9 protein-coding genes are annotated in these 18,549 nt (G+C 71.6%); 8 read left to right on the top strand and 1 reads right to left on the bottom strand.

The window, feature by feature from the left end; genetic code table 11:
- Positions 1–67: 67 nt before the first annotated feature.
- On the bottom strand, positions 68–4,387 hold the full coding sequence (locus tag ACFWI4_RS38150) for a LamG-like jellyroll fold domain-containing protein (RefSeq protein WP_387205892.1): 4,320 nt from the start codon (positions 4,385–4,387) through the stop codon (positions 68–70).
- 1,008 nt (positions 4,388–5,395) lie between these two features.
- Between ACFWI4_RS38150 and ACFWI4_RS38145 the strand changes: the two genes are divergently transcribed.
- The 8 genes from ACFWI4_RS38145 to ACFWI4_RS38110 all read left to right on the top strand — a co-directional run bounded on the left by ACFWI4_RS38145 (position 5,396) and on the right by ACFWI4_RS38110 (position 18,543).
- Entirely contained in the window at positions 5,396–6,874 is a 1,479-nt protein-coding gene (locus ACFWI4_RS38145; RefSeq protein WP_387205890.1) for a sugar transferase, read from the top strand.
- A 73-nt stretch (positions 6,875–6,947) separates the two neighbouring features.
- On the top strand, positions 6,948–8,264 hold the full coding sequence (locus tag ACFWI4_RS38140; RefSeq protein WP_385394681.1) for a nucleotide sugar dehydrogenase: 1,317 nt from the start codon (positions 6,948–6,950) through the stop codon (positions 8,262–8,264).
- Positions 8,254–9,528, top strand: coding sequence for a glycosyltransferase family 4 protein (locus ACFWI4_RS38135; protein ID WP_387205888.1), 1,275 nt, complete (start codon positions 8,254–8,256; stop codon positions 9,526–9,528). The genes ACFWI4_RS38140 and ACFWI4_RS38135 overlap by 11 nt, the downstream gene beginning before the upstream one ends.
- Positions 9,518–10,885: a Wzz/FepE/Etk N-terminal domain-containing protein gene (locus ACFWI4_RS38130; protein WP_387205886.1), complete on the top strand. Its 1,368-nt coding sequence runs from the start codon at positions 9,518–9,520 to the stop codon at positions 10,883–10,885. Before ACFWI4_RS38135 ends, ACFWI4_RS38130 begins: the two co-directional genes overlap by 11 nt.
- The gene (locus tag ACFWI4_RS38125) at positions 10,882–12,435 is read left to right on the top strand and encodes a Wzz/FepE/Etk N-terminal domain-containing protein (RefSeq protein ID WP_387205884.1); all 1,554 of its coding nucleotides are present in this window, start codon (positions 10,882–10,884) and stop codon (positions 12,433–12,435) included. Before ACFWI4_RS38130 ends, ACFWI4_RS38125 begins: the two co-directional genes overlap by 4 nt.
- A 3-nt stretch (positions 12,436–12,438) precedes the next feature.
- Positions 12,439–14,373, top strand: coding sequence for an asparagine synthase (glutamine-hydrolyzing) (gene asnB / locus ACFWI4_RS38120; RefSeq protein WP_387205882.1), 1,935 nt, complete (start codon positions 12,439–12,441; stop codon positions 14,371–14,373).
- Positions 14,374–14,398: 25 nt separating this feature from the next.
- Positions 14,399–16,588, top strand: coding sequence for a bi-domain-containing oxidoreductase (locus ACFWI4_RS38115; RefSeq protein WP_387205880.1), 2,190 nt, complete (start codon positions 14,399–14,401; stop codon positions 16,586–16,588).
- On the top strand, positions 16,585–18,543 hold the full coding sequence (locus ACFWI4_RS38110) for an alginate lyase family protein (protein WP_387205878.1): 1,959 nt from the start codon (positions 16,585–16,587) through the stop codon (positions 18,541–18,543). The genes ACFWI4_RS38115 and ACFWI4_RS38110 overlap by 4 nt, the downstream gene beginning before the upstream one ends.
- Positions 18,544–18,549: the final 6 nt, after the last annotated feature.

The raw sequence follows: 18,549 nt of genomic DNA, 5'->3' as shown, positions 1-18,549 counted from the left end.
GGCCGGCGGCCCGCCGGTCGCCGGCGGGGCCGCGGGTCCGCGGGTGTCGACCCGCCGTGAACGACGGCTACGGACCGGGGCTGGTGGCCAGGTCGGAGCCGTTGGCGAGGGCGGCGATCTGCGCGTCGCTCGCCACGCCCTCCATGACCCAGACGTCGTCGATCGCGCCGGGCCAGTACTCGCCCCAGGTGCTCGCACCGGTCTTGACGCGTCCGAGCTGAAGACCCTTGGTGGCGTCGAACGAGGTCACGTTGGAGTTCCACGAGACCTTCTCGGTGCACGTCGGATCGTTGGCCGTGCCGTCGTCGTCGTCGTCCGCGCACAGCGTCTGCCGGGGCTCGCCGTCCACGTACAGGCGCATCTGGTCGCTGAAGGCGTCGTAGACGACGGCGATGTGGTTCCAGGGCGTGTTGTTCTGGAAGTTGTTGTGCTCGGCGGACACGGTCGCGGCGGTGGTGGTGTCCGCGCCGGCCATGGCCAGTTGCCAGTGGCCGCTGATCGAGTCGGTCTCACCGGCCGGAGGCGCGTCGGGCACATAGCGGACGACGAAACCGCTGTTGTTCGCGCCCGCCTGGCTCAGCACGGTCACCGGCTCCTGCGGGCGGGCCGCGGTGGTCACCCAGGCGCCGACCGTGAAACTGGTGTTGGTGTGCACCGGGGAGACGGCCGTAGCCGCGTAGTCGCCCTTGCCGTCCAGCAGCAGGCCGCCGCCGGTCCCGACGTAGGTGCTGTTGCCCGAGGTGTCGACCGTGGCGTTCCCGCCGAGGGTCAGGGCGTGCCGGTCGGCCGCCAGCGGCATGTCGTCCGCGGACACCGCGGGGGTGCCGGTGGCGGAATCGAGCTTCCACCGGCCCTTCACCAGGGGCCGGGCCTTGTACAGGTCCGCGATCTCGGGGGCGGACAGCGCCCGGTCGTAGAGCTGGACGTCGTCGATCTGGCCGGGGAAGAAGCTGACCGGCGCCCCGCCGCTGACGCTGGCGCCGATCTGTACGGCGCCACCCGCGTAGAAGGGTGTGGACCACTTGGTGGTGGCCACCCACTTGCCCTGCACGTACAGCCGCAGGTCGTCGGTGACGGCGTCGTAGGAGCCCACGACCTGCGTCCACACGCCGCCCGGTGCCATGGCGGGATCACCCTGCGCGGCGCGCACCGGGGTGCCGTCGGCGGTGTCGGCGGAGTAGTTGTTGAACGTCCAGCCGTAGGTGGGCGAGTAGTACAGCTCGAAGCCCGGCCTGACCGTGCCTATTTGGGTAGCGATGACCGCCGCCTTGGTGGGCTTCGTCGTGGACAGCTTCGCCCAGGCGGCGACGGAGAAGCTGCGCTGGTTGTTCAGCATCGGGCCGCCGGTGGTGGCGTAGTCGTCGACGCCGTCGAGGGTCAGGGCCTTGCCGTCCGCGCCCACACCGCCGGCGGTGACGCCACCCTTGAACACGGCCGGCTTCACATCGCCGCGGCCGTGCACCTGGGTGGTCGCGCTGCCGTTGTCCTGGAGCGCCGGCTCGTCCAGCGGGAACGCCGCGAGGGCCGGGCGACCCGCACCGAGCGGCTGCTTGTCGTACAGCCTGCCGACCTCCGTGGCACTCAGCGGCTTGTCGAAGAGGCGCACGTCGTCGATGGCGCCGGGGAAGAAGGACCCCGGAGCGCCGTCGTACGATCCCGCGCCGATCTGGAGACCGCGGCGGGCGTCCCACGGGGTGGAGTAGGCGGTGGTGCCGACGGCGACGCCGTTGACGTAGAGGGTGAGTGCGTCGCCCGCGATGGTGTAGGTGCCCACGAGGTGCACCCACTCGTTGGCCTTGACTCCCCCGGCTGCCGCCTGCATGACCCGGACGGGCGTCGCCGTCGCCGTGTCGGCGGAGTACTGGTTGAAGGCCCACCGGTCGTAGGTCTTGGAGTAGTAGAGCTCGAAGCCCGGCGCGTGGTTGCCCGGCTGGGCGGCGATGATCGCGGCGCCGGACGGCATGCGCGACAGCTTCGCCCAGGCCGACACGGAGAATCCGGCCGAGGTGTCCACGGCCGGGATGTCCGACTGGAGGTAGTCGTCCACCCCGTCGAAGGACGCGGCGGTGCCGACGGCTCCCTCCGCGCCCAGGGTCGGGCCGCCCTTGAGGTCGAGGGTGCGCGTGCCCGAGATTCCCTCCGCCTGTGTCGCTCCGGCGGGCTCGTCCAGCTTCCACTGGCCACGGGCGGGCTGCCCGGCCGAGACCCTGAACTGGTAGGTGCGGATCTCGCTGCCGTTGCCCGCCTTGTCGAAGGCCTGGGCGGTGACCCAGTTGAGCCCCGAACGGGTGGGCCGGAACTTCATGGTCTGCGCGCCGCCACCGGTGGTGATCAGCTCGTTCTCGGAGGTGGGGTCGGTGTTGATGCCGAACCAGTACTTGGTGACGTCGGTGTTGGGCACGTCGAAGGTGAAGTTGGCGTATTTGCCCACGCCGTCGTACCAGGGGTCGTTGGGGTCGGACGGGTCCGAGGCGGGGTAGTCGCCGGAGGTGATCGTCGGGCCGGCCGGCACGGAGGTGTCGTAGACGAAGTAGCAGGAGGTCGCGTCGCCCGACGAGGACCACGGTGAGTAGCTGTAGTACTTGCCGTCGTCGTAGTCCACGGCGCGTACGGACCACGCCACGGTCTTGCCCTTGGGGACGGAGGAGGGAAGGGTGACCGAGAAGTTGTTGGAGCCGGACTTCTTGGGCGTGCTCTTCGCCGAGGTCCAGCGAGCGATCATGCCCTTGCCGTCACCGGTGTCCCAGATGGCCTGGAACTGGACGCTCACCTGGTCGCCGTCGGGGTCGGTCACATTGCTCGCGACAGCCTTCGGCAGCGAGCGGACGTACGCCTTCTTCTCCGGCCTCTTGCACGATCCGCCCGGGTCCATGGCCAGCTGCGACATCGAGATCTGCGCGGGCGGACGGTTGTACTTCACCCGCAGGTACGCGTCGTCGGTGAAGCGCTTCCAGCCGTAGGGGTCGGTCTCGCTGCCGGCGCGCAGGCCGAAGGAGGTGTACGAGTCGTCGTGCGCGGCCGCGTACTTGACCCCGGCCGACGCGTCGAACTCCACGGTTCCACCGGGGCAGGAGGAGCTGAAGCCCTTGGCGACGTCCCGGCTGTCCAGCTTGTCCAGCCAGTTGTCCTTCGAGCTGTTCCACGTGGTGGAGGAACCGAAGCTCTTGGTCCGCCACAGCTCGACCGACCGGCCGTCGCACGACGCCGACCAGGACTCGTTGGCCACGAACTGCGCGCTGATGATCGTCTTGCCCGCGAACTTCGAGGTGGGGAACTTGTAGAACAGCCGCTTGGTGTCGTACGGCGCGCAGTAGTACCACTCGCAGTCGCCGACGCCCGAGTCCGAGTCGCCGTTGAACCGCCACTGCGGCGAGTCCGCCCAGTACTTGGAGACCATCGTCCACTCCCCCGCCTTGGGGGTGTAGGTCTGCGGGTCGATGTAGATCGGGAACCGGGCCTTGGGGTCGGACAGCAGCTTCGCGTCCGGGGTCAGGCGCAGCTCACCGGCTTCGGCGTCCACGTCCACGCCGATCGGGGCCACCTTCGCGGCGTCTCCGGGCCCCTCGTCCGCCGTCCCGGCGGGTGCGGGGTCCGGGGAGTCCGTGCCGGCAGCGGAGGCCGACTTCATCGCGGCCGCCGCCGGGGCGCCGGTCGTTCCGGAGTCCCACATGATCGGCCTGGCCGCCTGGAAGACCACGCCGCCCGCGCTCGCGTCGCGCGCCTCGAGGCCGCCGCCCGCGGACTCCCTCAGGGTCAGCCCCGAGGTGTCGAAGCCCAGCTTGAGCTGCGTCAGGGCCGGGTTCTTCGCGGCCTCCGCGGTGCGCACCACCAGCAGCTCGGAGAAGCCGTCGGTGTCGGAGCGCACCTGTAGGTCGACATCGGGGAGCACGTCCCGGTAGGTCGCGGTGTCCCCGTCCAGTACCGGCGTCGGAAGCACCTGGGGCCATTCGTAGGCCAGCGTGCGCCCGGCCCGCTCCAGCTTCACCAGCGGGCCCTTGCCGCCGCCGGAGAACGTCAGTCCCACGGCCGCGGCCTTCGGGGTGACCCGGTCGCCGTCCCCCCGGACCAGCGTGTTGTCGATCTTCGCCCACTGGCCGTCGACCCTCGCCCGCACCGGCCGCAGGTGCTGGACCGACTCCAGCTTTCCGTCCGGAGTGGCGTACACCTCCTCCGACTCGTTGCGCAGCGCCGTGATCTCCGTGTTCTCACCGGTCGAACGGGCCCGCGCGAGTGCCGCGCTCTGCGACCGTGCCGCCTTCCCGGCCGACGACGAGCCGGCCGACTTCGCCGGCGCCTTGCTCGCCGGCCGCGAAAGCGCCGCGGCGGGGCCGGCGTTCAGCGACGGCACCGTCCCCAGCACCACCGCCGCCACAGCGGTCAGCAGCACCGTTCTGCTTCGGATGCGTCTGCCCAACAGACACGCCCCCTCGTGTTCGAGCCCCCGGACCGGGGCTTACAAGATCTTTACGAATTCAAGATCAAATCCGGACACGGTCATTACCGGCAACAGGGTTACCGGCCAATGCCCCTTGATTTAGGCTGAGTTGGCTTGTTCTCGCTGATGACTCGCAACCGCCGGTTCGGGGCGGACTCCAGCGACGGCGATCAGGCCCATCGCGGCCGAGGTGCACGTCTCCAGTCGGGCCGCCATCCGCCTCACGCCCACCCCGGCCTGGACCATCCACGGCATGAGTTTCAGTCACATGCCCTATCTGCATGGGGTGTTGGCACCCCTCAACCGCCGCCGTCATGGCGGTTCGCCCTCACGAGTCCTTGCGTCACCTTCAAGCGACGGGACCGGCTCCGAGCGATCACCGCGGCGCCGACCGCGGGCGGCCACCGGATTCGGTCAACTCGACTCAACAGAAGGCCTGTTGGGGCTCCTGGTCGTCAGCGCGTCAGCGTCGCGCCCGAGTGACGGGAGGGTTCACGGGAGCGCTCGGTGACGCCCTCGTACCCGTCGGTAGTCGTGGATCAGTGGAACCGCCCTCAAATCTTGAGCACAAATTCCACACATCCCCCTCTTCTTCCCGGCCCCGATGGTCTAGATTGACCGTGCTTCAGCTGTTCGGACACGAGGCGACCAATAACGATCTATAGGTCCGGCGCCACGGGATGCAAGCATGAGCATCCCCGGCGCTCGTCGTGGGGGCGGGTCGGTCCGGAGGGTTCAAGCAAGTCGGCTGTGGCCGGGGGGAGTTGTTCATCTCGCTCTGGAACGGTCGGGTGTCACAGTCGGGAGGCACGCCTCCCGGGGGGATGAACGGCGCAGCGTGGGAGGCGGGGGCCTCCCGGGGGAGGAACAGCGCGGCGCGACCAGGGGGGCTGGGGTGCCTCCCGGTGCGAGGAACAGTGTTAGGCGAACACGTCGAACCACTGGAACCTGGGGGGTTCTGTGCGGCAAGGGGGACTAGTACGTCCGTTTCCGTCTGCGCGCGGGCGTCTGGCGGACGGGGCGATCAACGAGCCCGCGACCGACTGGGAGCAGCGGTACCGCCGTACCGTGATCACCAGCGACATGGTGGCCACCGCCTTCGTGGTGGCGTCGATCGGCAACTTCTTCGGGGCCCGCGACGCGGCCAACTGGCATGAGAAGTGGGGCATTCTGGCGTTCGGTACCGAGCTGCTGGTGCTGGGGGCACTCGCGGTGAGCCGGTCCTGGGCCCCGGCCGTGCTCGGCCAGGGCGCCGAGGAGTTCCGCCGGCTGGGACGCTCGCTGTTCGCGGCGACCGTCGTCCTGGCGCTCGGCGGGATCGCCCTCACCTCACGCAACATCAAACTCTGGATCTTCGTCGCGATCCCCGCGATCGCGATCGTCACCATGACCACGCGGTATCTGCTGCGTCTGTGGCTGCACAAGCAGCGCAAGCAGGGAAGATGCCTGCGCCCGGTGCTCGCGGCCGGGAGCCCGGCCACCGTGCGCGACCTGGTCACCCGGACCCGCAAGTTCCCGCACCTGGGCTGGCGGGTGGAGGCGGTGTGCACCACCGACGGGCACGGACTGGACGGTGACCAGCTGGACGGGGTGCCGGTCGTCGGCCGGCTGTCGGACGTCGCGGGTCATGTGCACCGCGACGGCTACCGGGTCGTCGCCGTCACTCCCGACCCGCACTGGTCGCCGGACAAGCTCCAGCGGCTGGCCTGGAACCTGGAGGGCAGCGACGCCGAGATGGTCGTGGCGCCGGTGCTGATGGAGGTGGCCGGCCCGCGGCTGCACGTCGACGCGGTGCTCGGCATCCCTCTGCTGCGGGTCAGCATGCCGGCCTTCACCGGTGGCCGCCGTGCGGTCAAGGTGGTCGTCGACCGGCTGGGTGCGGCGGCCCTGCTGCTGCTGTTCGCGCCGCTGATGGTGTTCGTCGGACTGCTCGTCCTGATGGACAGCCGGGGCGGGGCGTTCTACCGGCAGCGCAGGGTCGGCAAGAACGGCCGCGAGTTCACGATCCTCAAGTTCCGCACCATGGTCTCCGGGGCGCACAAGGCACGTGCGGAACTGGCCGAACTCGACGAAGGCGCGGGCCTGTTGTTCAAGGTCCGCCACGATCCGCGGGTGACCCGGGTCGGAGCGGTGCTGCGGCGGTACTCGATCGACGAACTCCCGCAGCTGTTCAACGTGTTGACGGGATCGATGTCGCTCGTCGGTCCGCGGCCTCCGTTACCGGAGGAGTCCGCCGCGTACGGCCCCGACATCCGGCGGCGGCTGCTGGTCAAGCCAGGGCTCACCGGTCTGTGGCAGATCAGCGGACGCAGCGACCTGTCGTGGGAGGAGGCGGTCCGGCTGGACCTCCGCTATGTGGAGGACTGGTCGCTCGCCCTGGACACGGTGATCTTGTGGAAGACGCTGCGTGCGGTGCTCTACGGGCAGGGGGCCTACTGATGCGCGACGGGCGTCGTGGGGCAGGGGCGCGGACGGCAGGCCGCAAGGGTCTGCCCTGGGGGAGGAACGGGTCATGAAGGTCAGCGTTTTCGGGCTCGGCTACGTGGGCTGTGTGTCGGCCGCGTGCCTGGCAGGCCAGGGCCACGAGGTCATCGGCGTGGACGTCAACCAGGTGAAGGTCGACCTGGTCAACGGCGCCAAGGCCCCGGTGGTCGAGGAGGGGATCGGCGAGCTCGTCGCCGACGTCGTGGGGAGCGGGGCCTTACGCGCCACCACCGACGTCCGTGACGCGATCGCCAACAGCGAGGTGTCACTGATCTGCGTGGGCACGCCCTCCGAGCCCAACGGCAGCCTGTGCACCACGTACTTGGAGCGGGTCACCGAGGAGATCGGTGCCGCGCTGGCCGAGCGGGGCGGCCGGCACACCGTCGTGTTCCGCAGCACCATGCTCCCGGGCACCTGCCTGAACCTGCTGCTGCCGATCCTGGAGAAGTACGTCGGCGGAACGGCCGGCGTGGACGTCGGGGTCGCGGTCAACCCGGAGTTCCTGCGCGAGGGCACCAGCGTGCGGGACTTCTTCGACCCGCCGAAGACCGTCATCGGTGAACTCGACGCGGCGAGCGGTGACGTGGTGGCGGCCCTGTACGAGGGCCTGCCCGGCGAGGTGTTCCGGGTCCCGATCCCCGTGGCCGAGGCGATCAAGTACGCGGACAACGCGTTCCACGGCCTCAAGATCGGCTTCGCGAACGAGCTGGGCTCGGTGTGCCAGGCGCTCGGGGTGGACTCGCACCAGGTGATCGACGTGTTCCTGGCCGACCGCAAGCTGAACATCAGCCCCGCCTATCTGCGCCCCGGCTTCGCCTTCGGGGGCTCCTGCCTCCCCAAGGACCTGCGCAGCCTGGTCCACGCGGCACAGCGGGCCGATGTCTCGGTGCCCATCCTCTCCCACGTCCTGCCGTCCAACTCCGACCACCTCCAGAGGGCGGTGGAGCTGGTCGAGCGCACCGGCAAGCGCAAGGTGGGCCTGTTCGGGCTCTCCTTCAAGCCCGGCACCGACGACCTGCGCGAGAGCCCGCTCGTCGAGCTGGCGGAGCGGCTCTTCGGCAAGGGCTACGACCTTCGGATCCACGACGCCAACGTCAGCCTCTCCCGGCTGCTCGGCGCCAACCGCGAGTACATCGAGACCCGGCTGCCGCACCTCGCGCAGCTGCTCGCCGACTCCGTCGACGAGGTCCTCGATCACGCCGAGGTGTGCCTGGTCGGCACGAAGGATCCGGCGGTCCTGTCCGCTCTGCCCCACGGTGACGGCCCGTTGATCGTCGATCTTGTCCGCCTTCCCGACGCCGAAGCGCGCCGGACCGAACCGGGATACATGGGCCTTGCCTGGTAAATCGACCAGCGGTGACCGGGCTGACCGGCGCGCGCTGATCCTTGTGGAAAACCTGTCGGTGCCGTTCGACCGACGGGTGTGGCAGGAATGCACGACCCTGCGCGACGCGGGCTGGACCGTGCACGTCATCTGCCCTCAGGGCACGAAACGGGACACGGAGCCGGAGGCCGAGATCGACGGGGTGCGGATCCACCGCTACCCGTTGCGCGCGGCCACCGGCGGACCGGCCGGCTATCTGCGGGAGTACGGAACGGCGCTGTGGCACACGCTCCGGCTGGCCCGCAAGGTCGGTCCGGTCGACGTGGTCCACGCCTGCAACCCGCCCGACCTGCTGTTCCTGCCCGCGCTGTGGCTGAAGCGGCGCGGAGCGCGGTTCGTCTTCGACCAGCACGACCTGGTGCCCGAGCTGTACCTCTCGCGGTTCGACCGCGGCGAGGACCTGCTCTACCGCGGTGTGTGCGCGCTGGAACGGATGACGTACCGGGCCGCGGACGTCGTGCTCGCCACGAACGAGAGCTACAAGGACACCGCGGTGCGCCGCGGCGGCCGGCGGCCCGAGGACGTCTTCGTGGTGCGCAGCGCGCCCGACATCGACCGGTTCCACCCCGTTCCGCCGGAACCGGAGCTCAAGCGCGGCAAGCCCCATCTGCTGTGCTACCTCGGCGTGATGGGCCCTCAGGACGGCGTCGACTACGCCCTGCGGGCCCTCGCGAAGCTGCGGGACGAGGTCGGACGGACCGACTGGCACGCGGTGTTCGTCGGCGGCGGCGACACCTTCGACGCGATGGTGGAGCTGTCCCGGGAGCTCGGGCTGGCGGAGCAGGTCCAGTTCACCGGACGCATCCCCGACGCCGACCTGGTGCGCTACCTGTCCACCGCGGACGTGTGCCTCTCCCCCGACCCGCACAACCCGCTCAACGACGTCTCGACCATGAACAAGGTCCTGGAGTACATGGTGATGGGCCGGCCGCTCGTCTCCTTCGAGCTCCGGGAGGCACGCGTCTCCGCCGGTGACGCCGCCGTCTACGCGCCCGCCAACGACGAGTCCGCGTTCGCGCGGCTCGTCGCGCAGCTGCTGGACGACCCCGAGAAGCGGGAACTGATGGGCAAGATCGGCCAGGAGCGGATCAGCGGTCCGCTCTCCTGGCGGAACTCGCAGGCCTCGCTGCTCGCCGCCTACGCCGCCGCCTGCGGTGACGACGCCCCGGCGTCGGCGGGCGGCCCGGACCGCGCACCGGGCGGAGGCGGCACCGTTGAACGATGACACGATACGTCTGGTCACCATCGGGCGGATTCTCCGCCGGCGCTGGCGGCTCCTCGCCGTCCTCGCCCTGGTGGGCGCGCTCGCCGGCTACGGCGTCTCGCTGCTGTTCCCCGCGCAGTACACGACGTCCGCGTCGGTACTGCTGCCGGGCGCGTGGGAGGAGCGCGAGCTGCTGACCCAGCAGGAGGTCGCGACCAGTTCGGTCGTGGTCGACGCGGCGGCCGACGCGCTCCACTGGTCCGACGTCAGCAAGAGCGACCTGCGCAAGCAGGTCAGTGCCAAGACCTCCGACGGGAACATCATCCAGATCTCGGCCACGGCCGACACCCCCGGGCGCGCGCAGCAGCTCTCCGACCAGGTCGCCCAGCAGTTCGTGTCGTTCGCGGCGCGGGTGGTCGACGACAACGCCGATCCCGAGTCGGCGGCGCAGCGCGAGTCGCTCCAGGAGACGGTGGCGCAGACCAGCCGCCGCATCTCGCAACTGGCCGACGCGGCCGATCCGGGCAAGACCGTCGAGGGCGTGCAGGCGCGCACCGAGCTGGAGAAGCTGCGCACCACGCTCCAGGAGGCGATCACCAAGCTCAACCAGACCGACCCGGCCGCGGGCAAGGCCAACATGGTCGTCATGGGCCCCGCGGCCCGGCCGACGGGCGAGACACCGCCGACGCGCGTGCAGCTGATCGCCGCCGGGGCCGTGCTGTTCCTGCTGCTCGGGATCATCGGCCATCTCACGGCGGCCCGGATGAGCCGCCGGCTGCGCACCCAGCCGGAGATCGCCGCCGCACTGGGCTCGACGCTGCTCGGCACGGTGGACGTGGCGGGTGAACGGCCCCTGCACCGGCCGGGAGGACACGGCCCGAGGGCCGGAATCGGCCGGCTGCTGGGTACGGACGTCCGCTGGGACATCCCTGCACCGCAGGCGTACGGCGACGAGGCCGGCCGGCAGATCCCGTACCTGCGGGTGTGCTCCCGTCTGCGGGACCGGGTGCCCGCCCCGAGGCGGCTGCTGGTGCTCGTCCCGGACGGCGACGAGATCGCCCGCCTCGCCGCGGGACAGCTCGTCGCCGCGGCGGGGAACGACCCGCGGCTGCGGCTGGTGGGGGTCTCGGCGTCCCGGCCGCTGGTCCCGGACCGCGGCGAGGAGTCCGGTGCCCTGGTCGTGCTGAGCACGGGCAGCCGGACCGCGGCGGAGCTCTCCGGCATCGCCGAGGCGTGCGCGGACTCCAAGCACGAGATCGTCGGCGTCGTCCTCGCCGGCATGGTCCGGGCCGTCCCGGCGCGGACCACCGGTCTCCCCCGGGAGGCCGCCACGCCGGTGCTCGCGGTCGGACACGACGCGAAGGGAAGTTCAGGGTGACGACGAGTACGACGTCGGAGTCGTCGGCCGCCACTCCGCTGGTCGACCTCCAGGCACTGGTGACGGCGGTGCGCAGGCGGCGCCGCCTCTGGTGCTCAGCGGGGGTGCTGGGACTGCTCGTGGGCGCCACGGTGGCGGTCGTGATGCCGGCGCCGCCGACCGCGGTGGCCAAGGTCCTGGTCGCGCACCAGGAGGACCAGCCGAACGACCCCGGAACGCTGATCCGCACCGATGTGGCGCTGCTCCAGACCACGCGGATCGCCGACCAGGCCCTCCGGGCCCTCCACTCTCCGGTCAAGCCGGAGGACTTCATGAAGGACTACGCGGGTCTGGGCCTGACCAACAACGTCCTCCAGATCACGGTCACGGGGGACACCGACGCGCAGGCCGAGGCACGTGCCAAGGCACTGGCCGACGCGTTCGTCGCGGACCACGTCAAGCGCATCAAGGACGCCGCGACCGCCGAGGCCAAGGCCCTGCTCGACCAGCGTGACCGTATGCAGGGCGAGCTCACCCAGGTCAACAAGGCGATCGGGGACGGGTCTTCGCAGACCGCGCCGAACGCCTCGGCCGACCTGGAGTCGCTCTTCGCGCGGCGCGCCGAACTCACCTCGCGGATCACCGACTACAGCCAGCGGGCCGCGGACGCGCGCATCGGCACGCCCCAGCTCGTCTCGGGCACCCAGATCGTGGACACCCCGACGGCGGTGGACGAGTCCCTGGTCAAGACCGCCGCCACCAACGGTGCGGTCGGACTGGTCCTCGGTCTCTTCCTCGGGCTCGCGGTGGCCGCCGTCGGCTCGGTGGTGGCGGACCGCCCCGTGCTGCGCCGGGACATCGCGGCGAACCTCGGCGCCTCCGTCATCACGGAGCTGCCCCGGCGCCGGGGCGGCCCGTGGCGGCGCCGGCGGACCAGGACGGCGCGCGAACGGCTCACCACGTCCCTGGCCCGCACCGCGCGCAGTTCACCGGAACCGGTGTCGCTGCTCGAACTGGGCTGTGCGCGCACCGCGAGCGCGATCGCCCTTGACCTCGCCGGAGCCCTGGCGGCGGACGGGCCGGTGGCCGTCGTCGACGGTCTGCCGGGAACGGAGCTCGCCAGGCACCGGCCCGGTCCCGGGGAGCCGGCCGTGGTCAGCGGTGAGCGTGCCGCGTCCCTGCCGCGCCAGGAACGCCGGATCGGAGTCGGTTCGGTGGCGCCGGGCACGGCGTGGACCGACCTGCGGTACCTGGGCACCAGGACCGTGCTCGTGGTGCGCGCCGGGCACGGCAGTGCCGCCTGGCTGCACACCGTGGCCCGCCAGCTCGCGGACCAGCGCATCGAGGTCATCGGTGTGGTGCTGATCGAACCCGATCCCCGCGACCGGACCGACGGCACGCTGTGGGACGGGCTGGACACCGCGCTGCGCGGCCGGAACGAGCGTCTCGCCCGGCAGGGCGGCGGGGGTACCTCCCACGCCGTTCAGGCCGTGGGGGAGGAACGGCCGCGGACGGAGCGGCTGCCGACGTGGGCGGCGCGGGTCCCGGACAGCGACCAGGAGGCACGGTAAGACATGTGTGGCATCGCGGGTACGTACCGATGGCCCGACGGGAAGGCCGTGACCGACCGGCTCACCGAGACCCTCGCGCACCGCGGTCCGGACGGGGCGGGCCGCTACAGCCATCCCGTCGGTGACGGCGAGGTGCAGCTCGGGCACCGCCGGCTGTCCATCATCGACCTGTCCGAGACCGGCGCCCAGCCGATGGTCTCGGGCGGCCTCGTCCTGACGTACAACGGAGAGCTGTACAACGCACCTGAGCTGCGGGCCGAGTTGGAGGCCTCGGGCGCGCGTTTTCGCGGTACCTCCGACACCGAGGTGCTGCTGGAGGCCTGGCGGCGCTGGGGCACGGACTGTCTGCCGCGGCTGCGCGGAATGTTCGCGTTCGGGATCTTCGACGAGCGGACCGGTGAACTGGTCCTCGCGCGGGACCAGTTGGGCATCAAGCCGCTGTTCCTGCTGCGGCGCGGCCAAGGCCTGGTGTTCGCCTCCGAGCTGAAGGCGCTGGCCGCCGTGACCGGCGGGACGCTGGAGGTTGACCACGCGGCGCTGGTGGCCTCGCTGCTCTACTACTGGGTGCCGGACTCGCGGTGCGCGTTCCGCGAGGCGGAGAAGCTGCCGCCGGGGAGCTGGCTGCGGTTCCGCCCCGACGGGCGGGTGGACAGCGGCCGTTACTGGAACCTCAAGGACGTCGCGGCCGAGGGCCGGGAGCGGGCCCGCAGCGGCGAACTGCCGGACATCGCGGCCGTCGTCGAGGAGTCGACCCGGCGTCATCTGCTCTCCGACGTGCCCGTGGCGACGTTCCTGTCCGGCGGGCTCGACTCCAGCTATCTGACCGCGCTGGCCGCCCGCGACCGGCCCGGGATCTCCGCGTACACGATCGGATTCCGCGCCGAGGACGCCAAGTTCGAGGCGATGCCGGACGACCTGCGTTACGCCCGGCAGGTCGCCGAGCGGTTCGGGGTCGACCTGCACGAGATCGAGATCGCCCCGGACGTGCTCGACCTGCTGCCGCGGATGACGCACCACCTGGACGAGCCGATCGGCGACCCCGCAGCGATCAACACGTTCCTGATCTGCTCGGCCGCCCGGGAGGCCGGGGTCAAGGTGATGCTCTCGGGCATGGGGGCCGACGAGCTGTTCGCCGGCTACCGCAAGCACCTGGCCAACGTGCTCGCCCTGCGCTACCAGCGCGTCCCGCGGCCCCTGCGGCGCGGTCTGTCCTCGGCCGTGGACCGGCTGCCGGTGGCCTCGGCCCGGCGCGGGTACCGCTCGGTGCGGTTCGCGAAGCGGTTCCTGTCCTTCGCCGACCTGCCGGAGGAGACCGCGTTCCGGCGCAGCTACACCATGTACGACCGGGAGGAACTGCTCGCCCTGATCGATCCGGACCTGGCCGGGACGGTCGAGGACGTGCTGACCGAGCACGCGGACGTCTACGAGGACAACGACCTCGACGACTTCGTCAACCGCATGTGCCTGGGCGACTCCCGGATGTTCCTGCCGGGCCTGAACCTCGCGTACACGGACCGGTCGAGCATGGCCGCGTCGACCGAGGTGCGGGTGCCGTACGTGGACGTCGAGGTGGTCAGGGCGGCGTTCGCCGTACCCGGTGACCGCAAGATCGTCGGACGGCAGGGCAAGGCCGTCCTCAAGGAGGCGGCCACCTCGGTCCTCCCCCGCGAGATCGTCTACCGGCCCAAGGGCCTGTTCAGCGCGCCGCTGCGCGCCTGGATGAGCCGGGACCTGGCGCCGCTGGTGCGCGAGGTGGTGAACGACGGCGAGCTCGTCCGTTCGGGGCTCCTGCGCCGCGACGCGCTGGCGCGCATGGTCGCCGAGGACGCCGCCGGGCAGCGGGACTTCTCCAAGCATCTGTGGCACGTGCTGACCCTCGAGTACTGGTATCGCGGCGCGACCACCGGTGCCGGCCAGCACTCTCCCGTGTCGGCGTAGAGACAGTAGAGACAAGAGGACTTCGGTGAAACAGGTCGTACAGAACTACAAGAGCGGCGAGCTGGCGCTGCTCGACGTGCCGGTGCCCGGGTGCAAGCCCGACGGGGTGCTGGTGCGGACCGCGTACTCGCTGATCTCCACCGGCACCGAGCTCATGAAGGTGTCCGAGGCCGGCATGTCGATGCTGGGCAAGGCGCGGTCCCGCCCGGACCAGGTGGCCAAGGTCGTGCAGAGCGTGGCCACCAACGGGGTGCCCGCCACGTACCGCAAGGTGATGGGCAAGCTGGACTCGTACACGCCGCTCGGCTATTCGCTGTGCGGGGTGGTCGAGCAGGTCGGCGCCGGGATCGACGACGTGAAGGTCGGCGACCTCGTGGCCTGCGCGGGCAACGAGCACGCGCTGCACGCCGAGCTGAACTGGGTGCCCAAGAACCTCTACGCCCCGGTTCCCGACGGTCTCGCGCCGCGCCACGCGGCCTTCGGCACGGTCGGGTCGATCGCGATGCAGGGGGTCCGCCAGGGCGAGTCGCGGCTCGGTGAGGTGGCGCTGGTCATCGGCCTCGGGCTGATCGGGCAGCTGGTGGTGCAGCTGCTGACCGCCTCGGGGGTCCGGGTCGTCGGTGTCGACCCCGACCCGGCGCGCTGCGAGCTCGCCGAGCGACTGGGGGCTGCGGCCTGCGGCGATCCCGGTTCGACGGCCGTGGAGAACTCCGTCGCCGAACTCACCGGCGGGCACGGCGTCGACCAGGTGTACCTGGCCGCGGGCGGCGGCAGCAACCAGCCCGTCGAGCTGGCCGCGCGGCTGTGCCGGGACCGGGGCCGGGTCGTGGACATCGGCAAGTGCCGCCTCGACCTGCCGTGGAACGCGTACTACGAGAAGGAGCTCGACGTCCGGTTCTCCCGCAGCTACGGCCCCGGGCGCTACGACCCGGCGTACGAGCTGGAGGGACGCGACTACCCGATCGGCTACGTGCGCTGGACCGAGCGCCGCAACCTGGCGTGCTTCCTCGATCTCGTCGCGCGCGGCAGCGTCGACGTGGAGCCGCTGGTGTCCCACGTCGCCGACTTCGACGACGCCGTCGAGACGTACCAGAACCTGAAGGACGGCTCCCTGAAGGCCGTGGCCGTGCTGTTCCGCTACCCCGGGGACACGACCGGGGCCGAGACCGAGGCCCCCGAGGTGGCCGTGCCCGCGGTGCGGCGCGGCGGCGCCGCGGTGTCCGCCCCGGCCCGGGCCGCCGGGACGCCGGTACGGCTGGCCTTCATCGGCGCGGGCAACTACGCGACCTCGATGCTGCTGCCGCACCTGGCGCAGCGTGACGGCATCGAGCTGTCCACGGTCGTCACCACGACGGCGCTGTCCGCGGCCAACGCGCAGCGGAAGTTCGGCTTCGGCGAGGCGACCACCGACCTCGACGCCGTGCTCGGCGACAAGTCCGTGGACGCGGTGTTCGTGGTCACCCGGCACAGCTCGCACGCCGAGCTGACGCGCAAGGCGCTGCTGGCGGGCAAGACGGTGTTCGTGGAGAAGCCGCTGGCGCTCACCGAGGACGAACTGGCGGGTGTGCTGGCCGCGGTGGAGGAGTCGGGCAACGACCGGCTCCAGGTCGGCTTCAACCGCCGGTTCTCGCCGCTGCTCCAGGAGGCCAGGAAGCGGTTCGGCGCCAGGACCGGCCCGGCGAGCCTGCGCTACCTCGTCAACGCGGGGCAGCTGACCCAGGGCAGCTGGTACCTCCAGCAGGGCACCGAGGGCTCGCGGTTCGCCGGCGAGGGCGGCCACTTCGTCGACACGGCGAGCTGGCTGCTCGACGCCGATCCGGTGTCGGTGTACGCGGTCGCCCCGTCCGGCAACGAGGACCTCCAGATCGTCCTGGGCTACCCGGACGGCTCCACCGCCACCATCAGCTATGTCACCACCGGTGCGCCGGGCTTTCCCAAGGAGACGCTGGACCTGGTCGCGGACGGCAAGGTGCTGCGGCTCGACGACTTCGTCCGCGCCTCGGTGTACGGCCGTAAGCGGTGGGTCAGTTCGCGGCTGCCGAAGGCCCGGGACAAGGGCCAGTCCGCCGAACTGGCCGCGTTCGTCAAGGCCGTTCGGACCGGCGGGCCGATGCCGGTGCCGCTGGAGTCGCTGGTCGCCACGACGGCGGCCACCCTCGCCGTGCAGGCCGGTCTCGCGGCCGGTACGCCGGTGACGCTGGCGGGGCCCCGATGACGATGAGCGCGGGCTGGTACCTGCGGCGGCTGTCCCGGATGGGGCCGCGGGAGGTCGGCGGCCGGGTGGGCGACACCGTGCGCAGACGGCGGTGGCGTTCGGCGCTGCCCGCCTGTCCCGAGGTGAGCGGCGCCCGGTTCACCGCCGTGCTGCCCTCCGGGACCCTCGCCGCGGTGCCGCCGGACGCCGCGAAGCGTCTGGTCGCCGAGGCGGACCGGCTGATGGACGGGCACGCCGAGTTCTTCGGGGTGGACCGCGCGGACCTGGCCGACCCCGACTGGTGCCACGACCCGAAGACCGGGCGCCGGGCACCGCTGGTGTACGCCTTCGACGTGCCCTACCGCGACGAGGAGGCGGTCGGGGACATCAAGCAGATCTGGGAACCGTCCCGGCACCAGTACCTCACCGTGCTCGCCGCCGCCTACGCGGTCACCGGGGACGAGCGGTACGCCGAGCGGGTGGCCGCGCACCTGCGGTCGTGGTGGGCGGCCAACGCGCCGCTGCGCGGGGTGCACTGGACGAGCGGCATCGAGCTGGGGATCCGGCTGCTGTCCTGGGTGTGGATCCGCCGGCTGCTCGACGGCTGGACGGGGGCGCCCGCCCTGTTCGAGGACAACCCGGTGGCGCGCGAGCAGATCTGGCACCACCAGCGCTGGCTGGCCGCGTTCCCGAGCCGGGGCTCCTCGGCGAACAACCACGTCATCGCCGAGGCCGCCGGGCAGCTCGCCGCGGCCTGCGCGTTCGGCTGGTTCCCCTCCTCGGGGCGCTGGCGGGCCGAGGCGATGCGAACGCTCGACCGGCAGTTGCGCGGCAACACGTTCGGCTCGGGGCTCAACCGCGAGCTGGCCTCCGAGTACCACGGGCTGGTGCTGGAGCTCGGTCTGGCCGCGGTGGCCGAGGCGGACGCCGCCGGTGTGGCGGTCCCGGCGACGGTCCGGCTGGTGCTGCTGCGGATGACCGACGCGCTCGCCGCGGTGGTCGACAACCGGCTGCGGCCCCCGCGCCAGGGGGACGCGGACGACGGGCACGGTCTGGTCGTGGACGGCGAGGGCACCGACCGCTGGGGTTCTCTGCTGGCCACCGGGGAGGCCGTGTTCGGGCGGCTGGACTGGTGGCCGGAGGTGACCGGCACCGATGTGCGCACTCCGCTGCTGGCCGCGCTCGTCCGGCCGTACGGGAAGCCCGGGACCTCGCCCGCCGTGTCCCGCCCGGCAGGCAGGCCGGCCCATTTCCCGGATGCCGGCATGACCGTCCTGCGCGGTCCCGGGGAGATCTGGGCCCGCTGCGACGGCGGTCCGCACGGCTTCCTGTCCATCGCGGCGCACGCCCACGCGGACGCGCTGTCGGTGGAGGTCAGGCACGACGGGGTCGACGTGCTCGCCGACCCGGGGACGTACTGCTACCACGGACAGCCCGAGTGGCGGCGGTACTTCCGCTCCACCCTCGGCCACAACACCCTGGAGCTGGACGGCACCGACCAGTCCGTGTCCGGCGGCCCGTTCCTGTGGACCCGGCACGCCCGCACCCGCGTCCTGGTCGCGGACACCTCAGGCGCGGAGGCGGCCCGCTGGTGCGCCGAGCACGACGGGTATCAGTCCTCCACGCACCGCCGCCGGGTGGAACTGGCCCATGCCACGCGTGAGTTGACGGTGACCGACGAGGTGCAGGGCCCGCGCAGGGACCTGCGTCTCGTCTTCCACCTCGGTCCGGCGGTCACGGCGGACCTGGAGGGGAACAAGGCCCGGCTCACCTGGACCCGGGACGGCGAGGAGCGCTCCGCCGAACTCGACCTGCCCGGCCGGCTGGACTGGCGGGCGCACCGCGGCGAGAGCGAACCGCCGCTCGGCTGGTACTCCGCCGGATTCGGACGCAAGGAACCCGCCACCACGCTGGTCGGCACCGGTGCCACCGACGGCACGACGGGGTTCACCACCGTACTCAGGTTCCAGGGCTAGAGGGGG

The organism is Streptomyces sp. NPDC127038 (assembly GCF_042725875.1).
Classification (GTDB): Bacteria; Actinomycetota; Actinomycetes; order Streptomycetales; family Streptomycetaceae; genus Streptomyces.
Note: the sequence above shows the minus strand (reverse complement) of the source record. Positions and strands in the feature narration are given on the sequence as shown.

Coding starts and splice junctions, on each gene's coding strand:
- asnB (WP_387205882.1), top strand. CDS start 12,439: ATGTGTGGCATCGCGGGTACGTACCGATGGCCCGACGGGAAGGCCGTG.
- ACFWI4_RS38140 (WP_385394681.1), top strand. CDS start 6,948: ATGAAGGTCAGCGTTTTCGGGCTCGGCTACGTGGGCTGTGTGTCGGCC.
- ACFWI4_RS38110 (WP_387205878.1), top strand. CDS start 16,585: ATGACGATGAGCGCGGGCTGGTACCTGCGGCGGCTGTCCCGGATGGGG.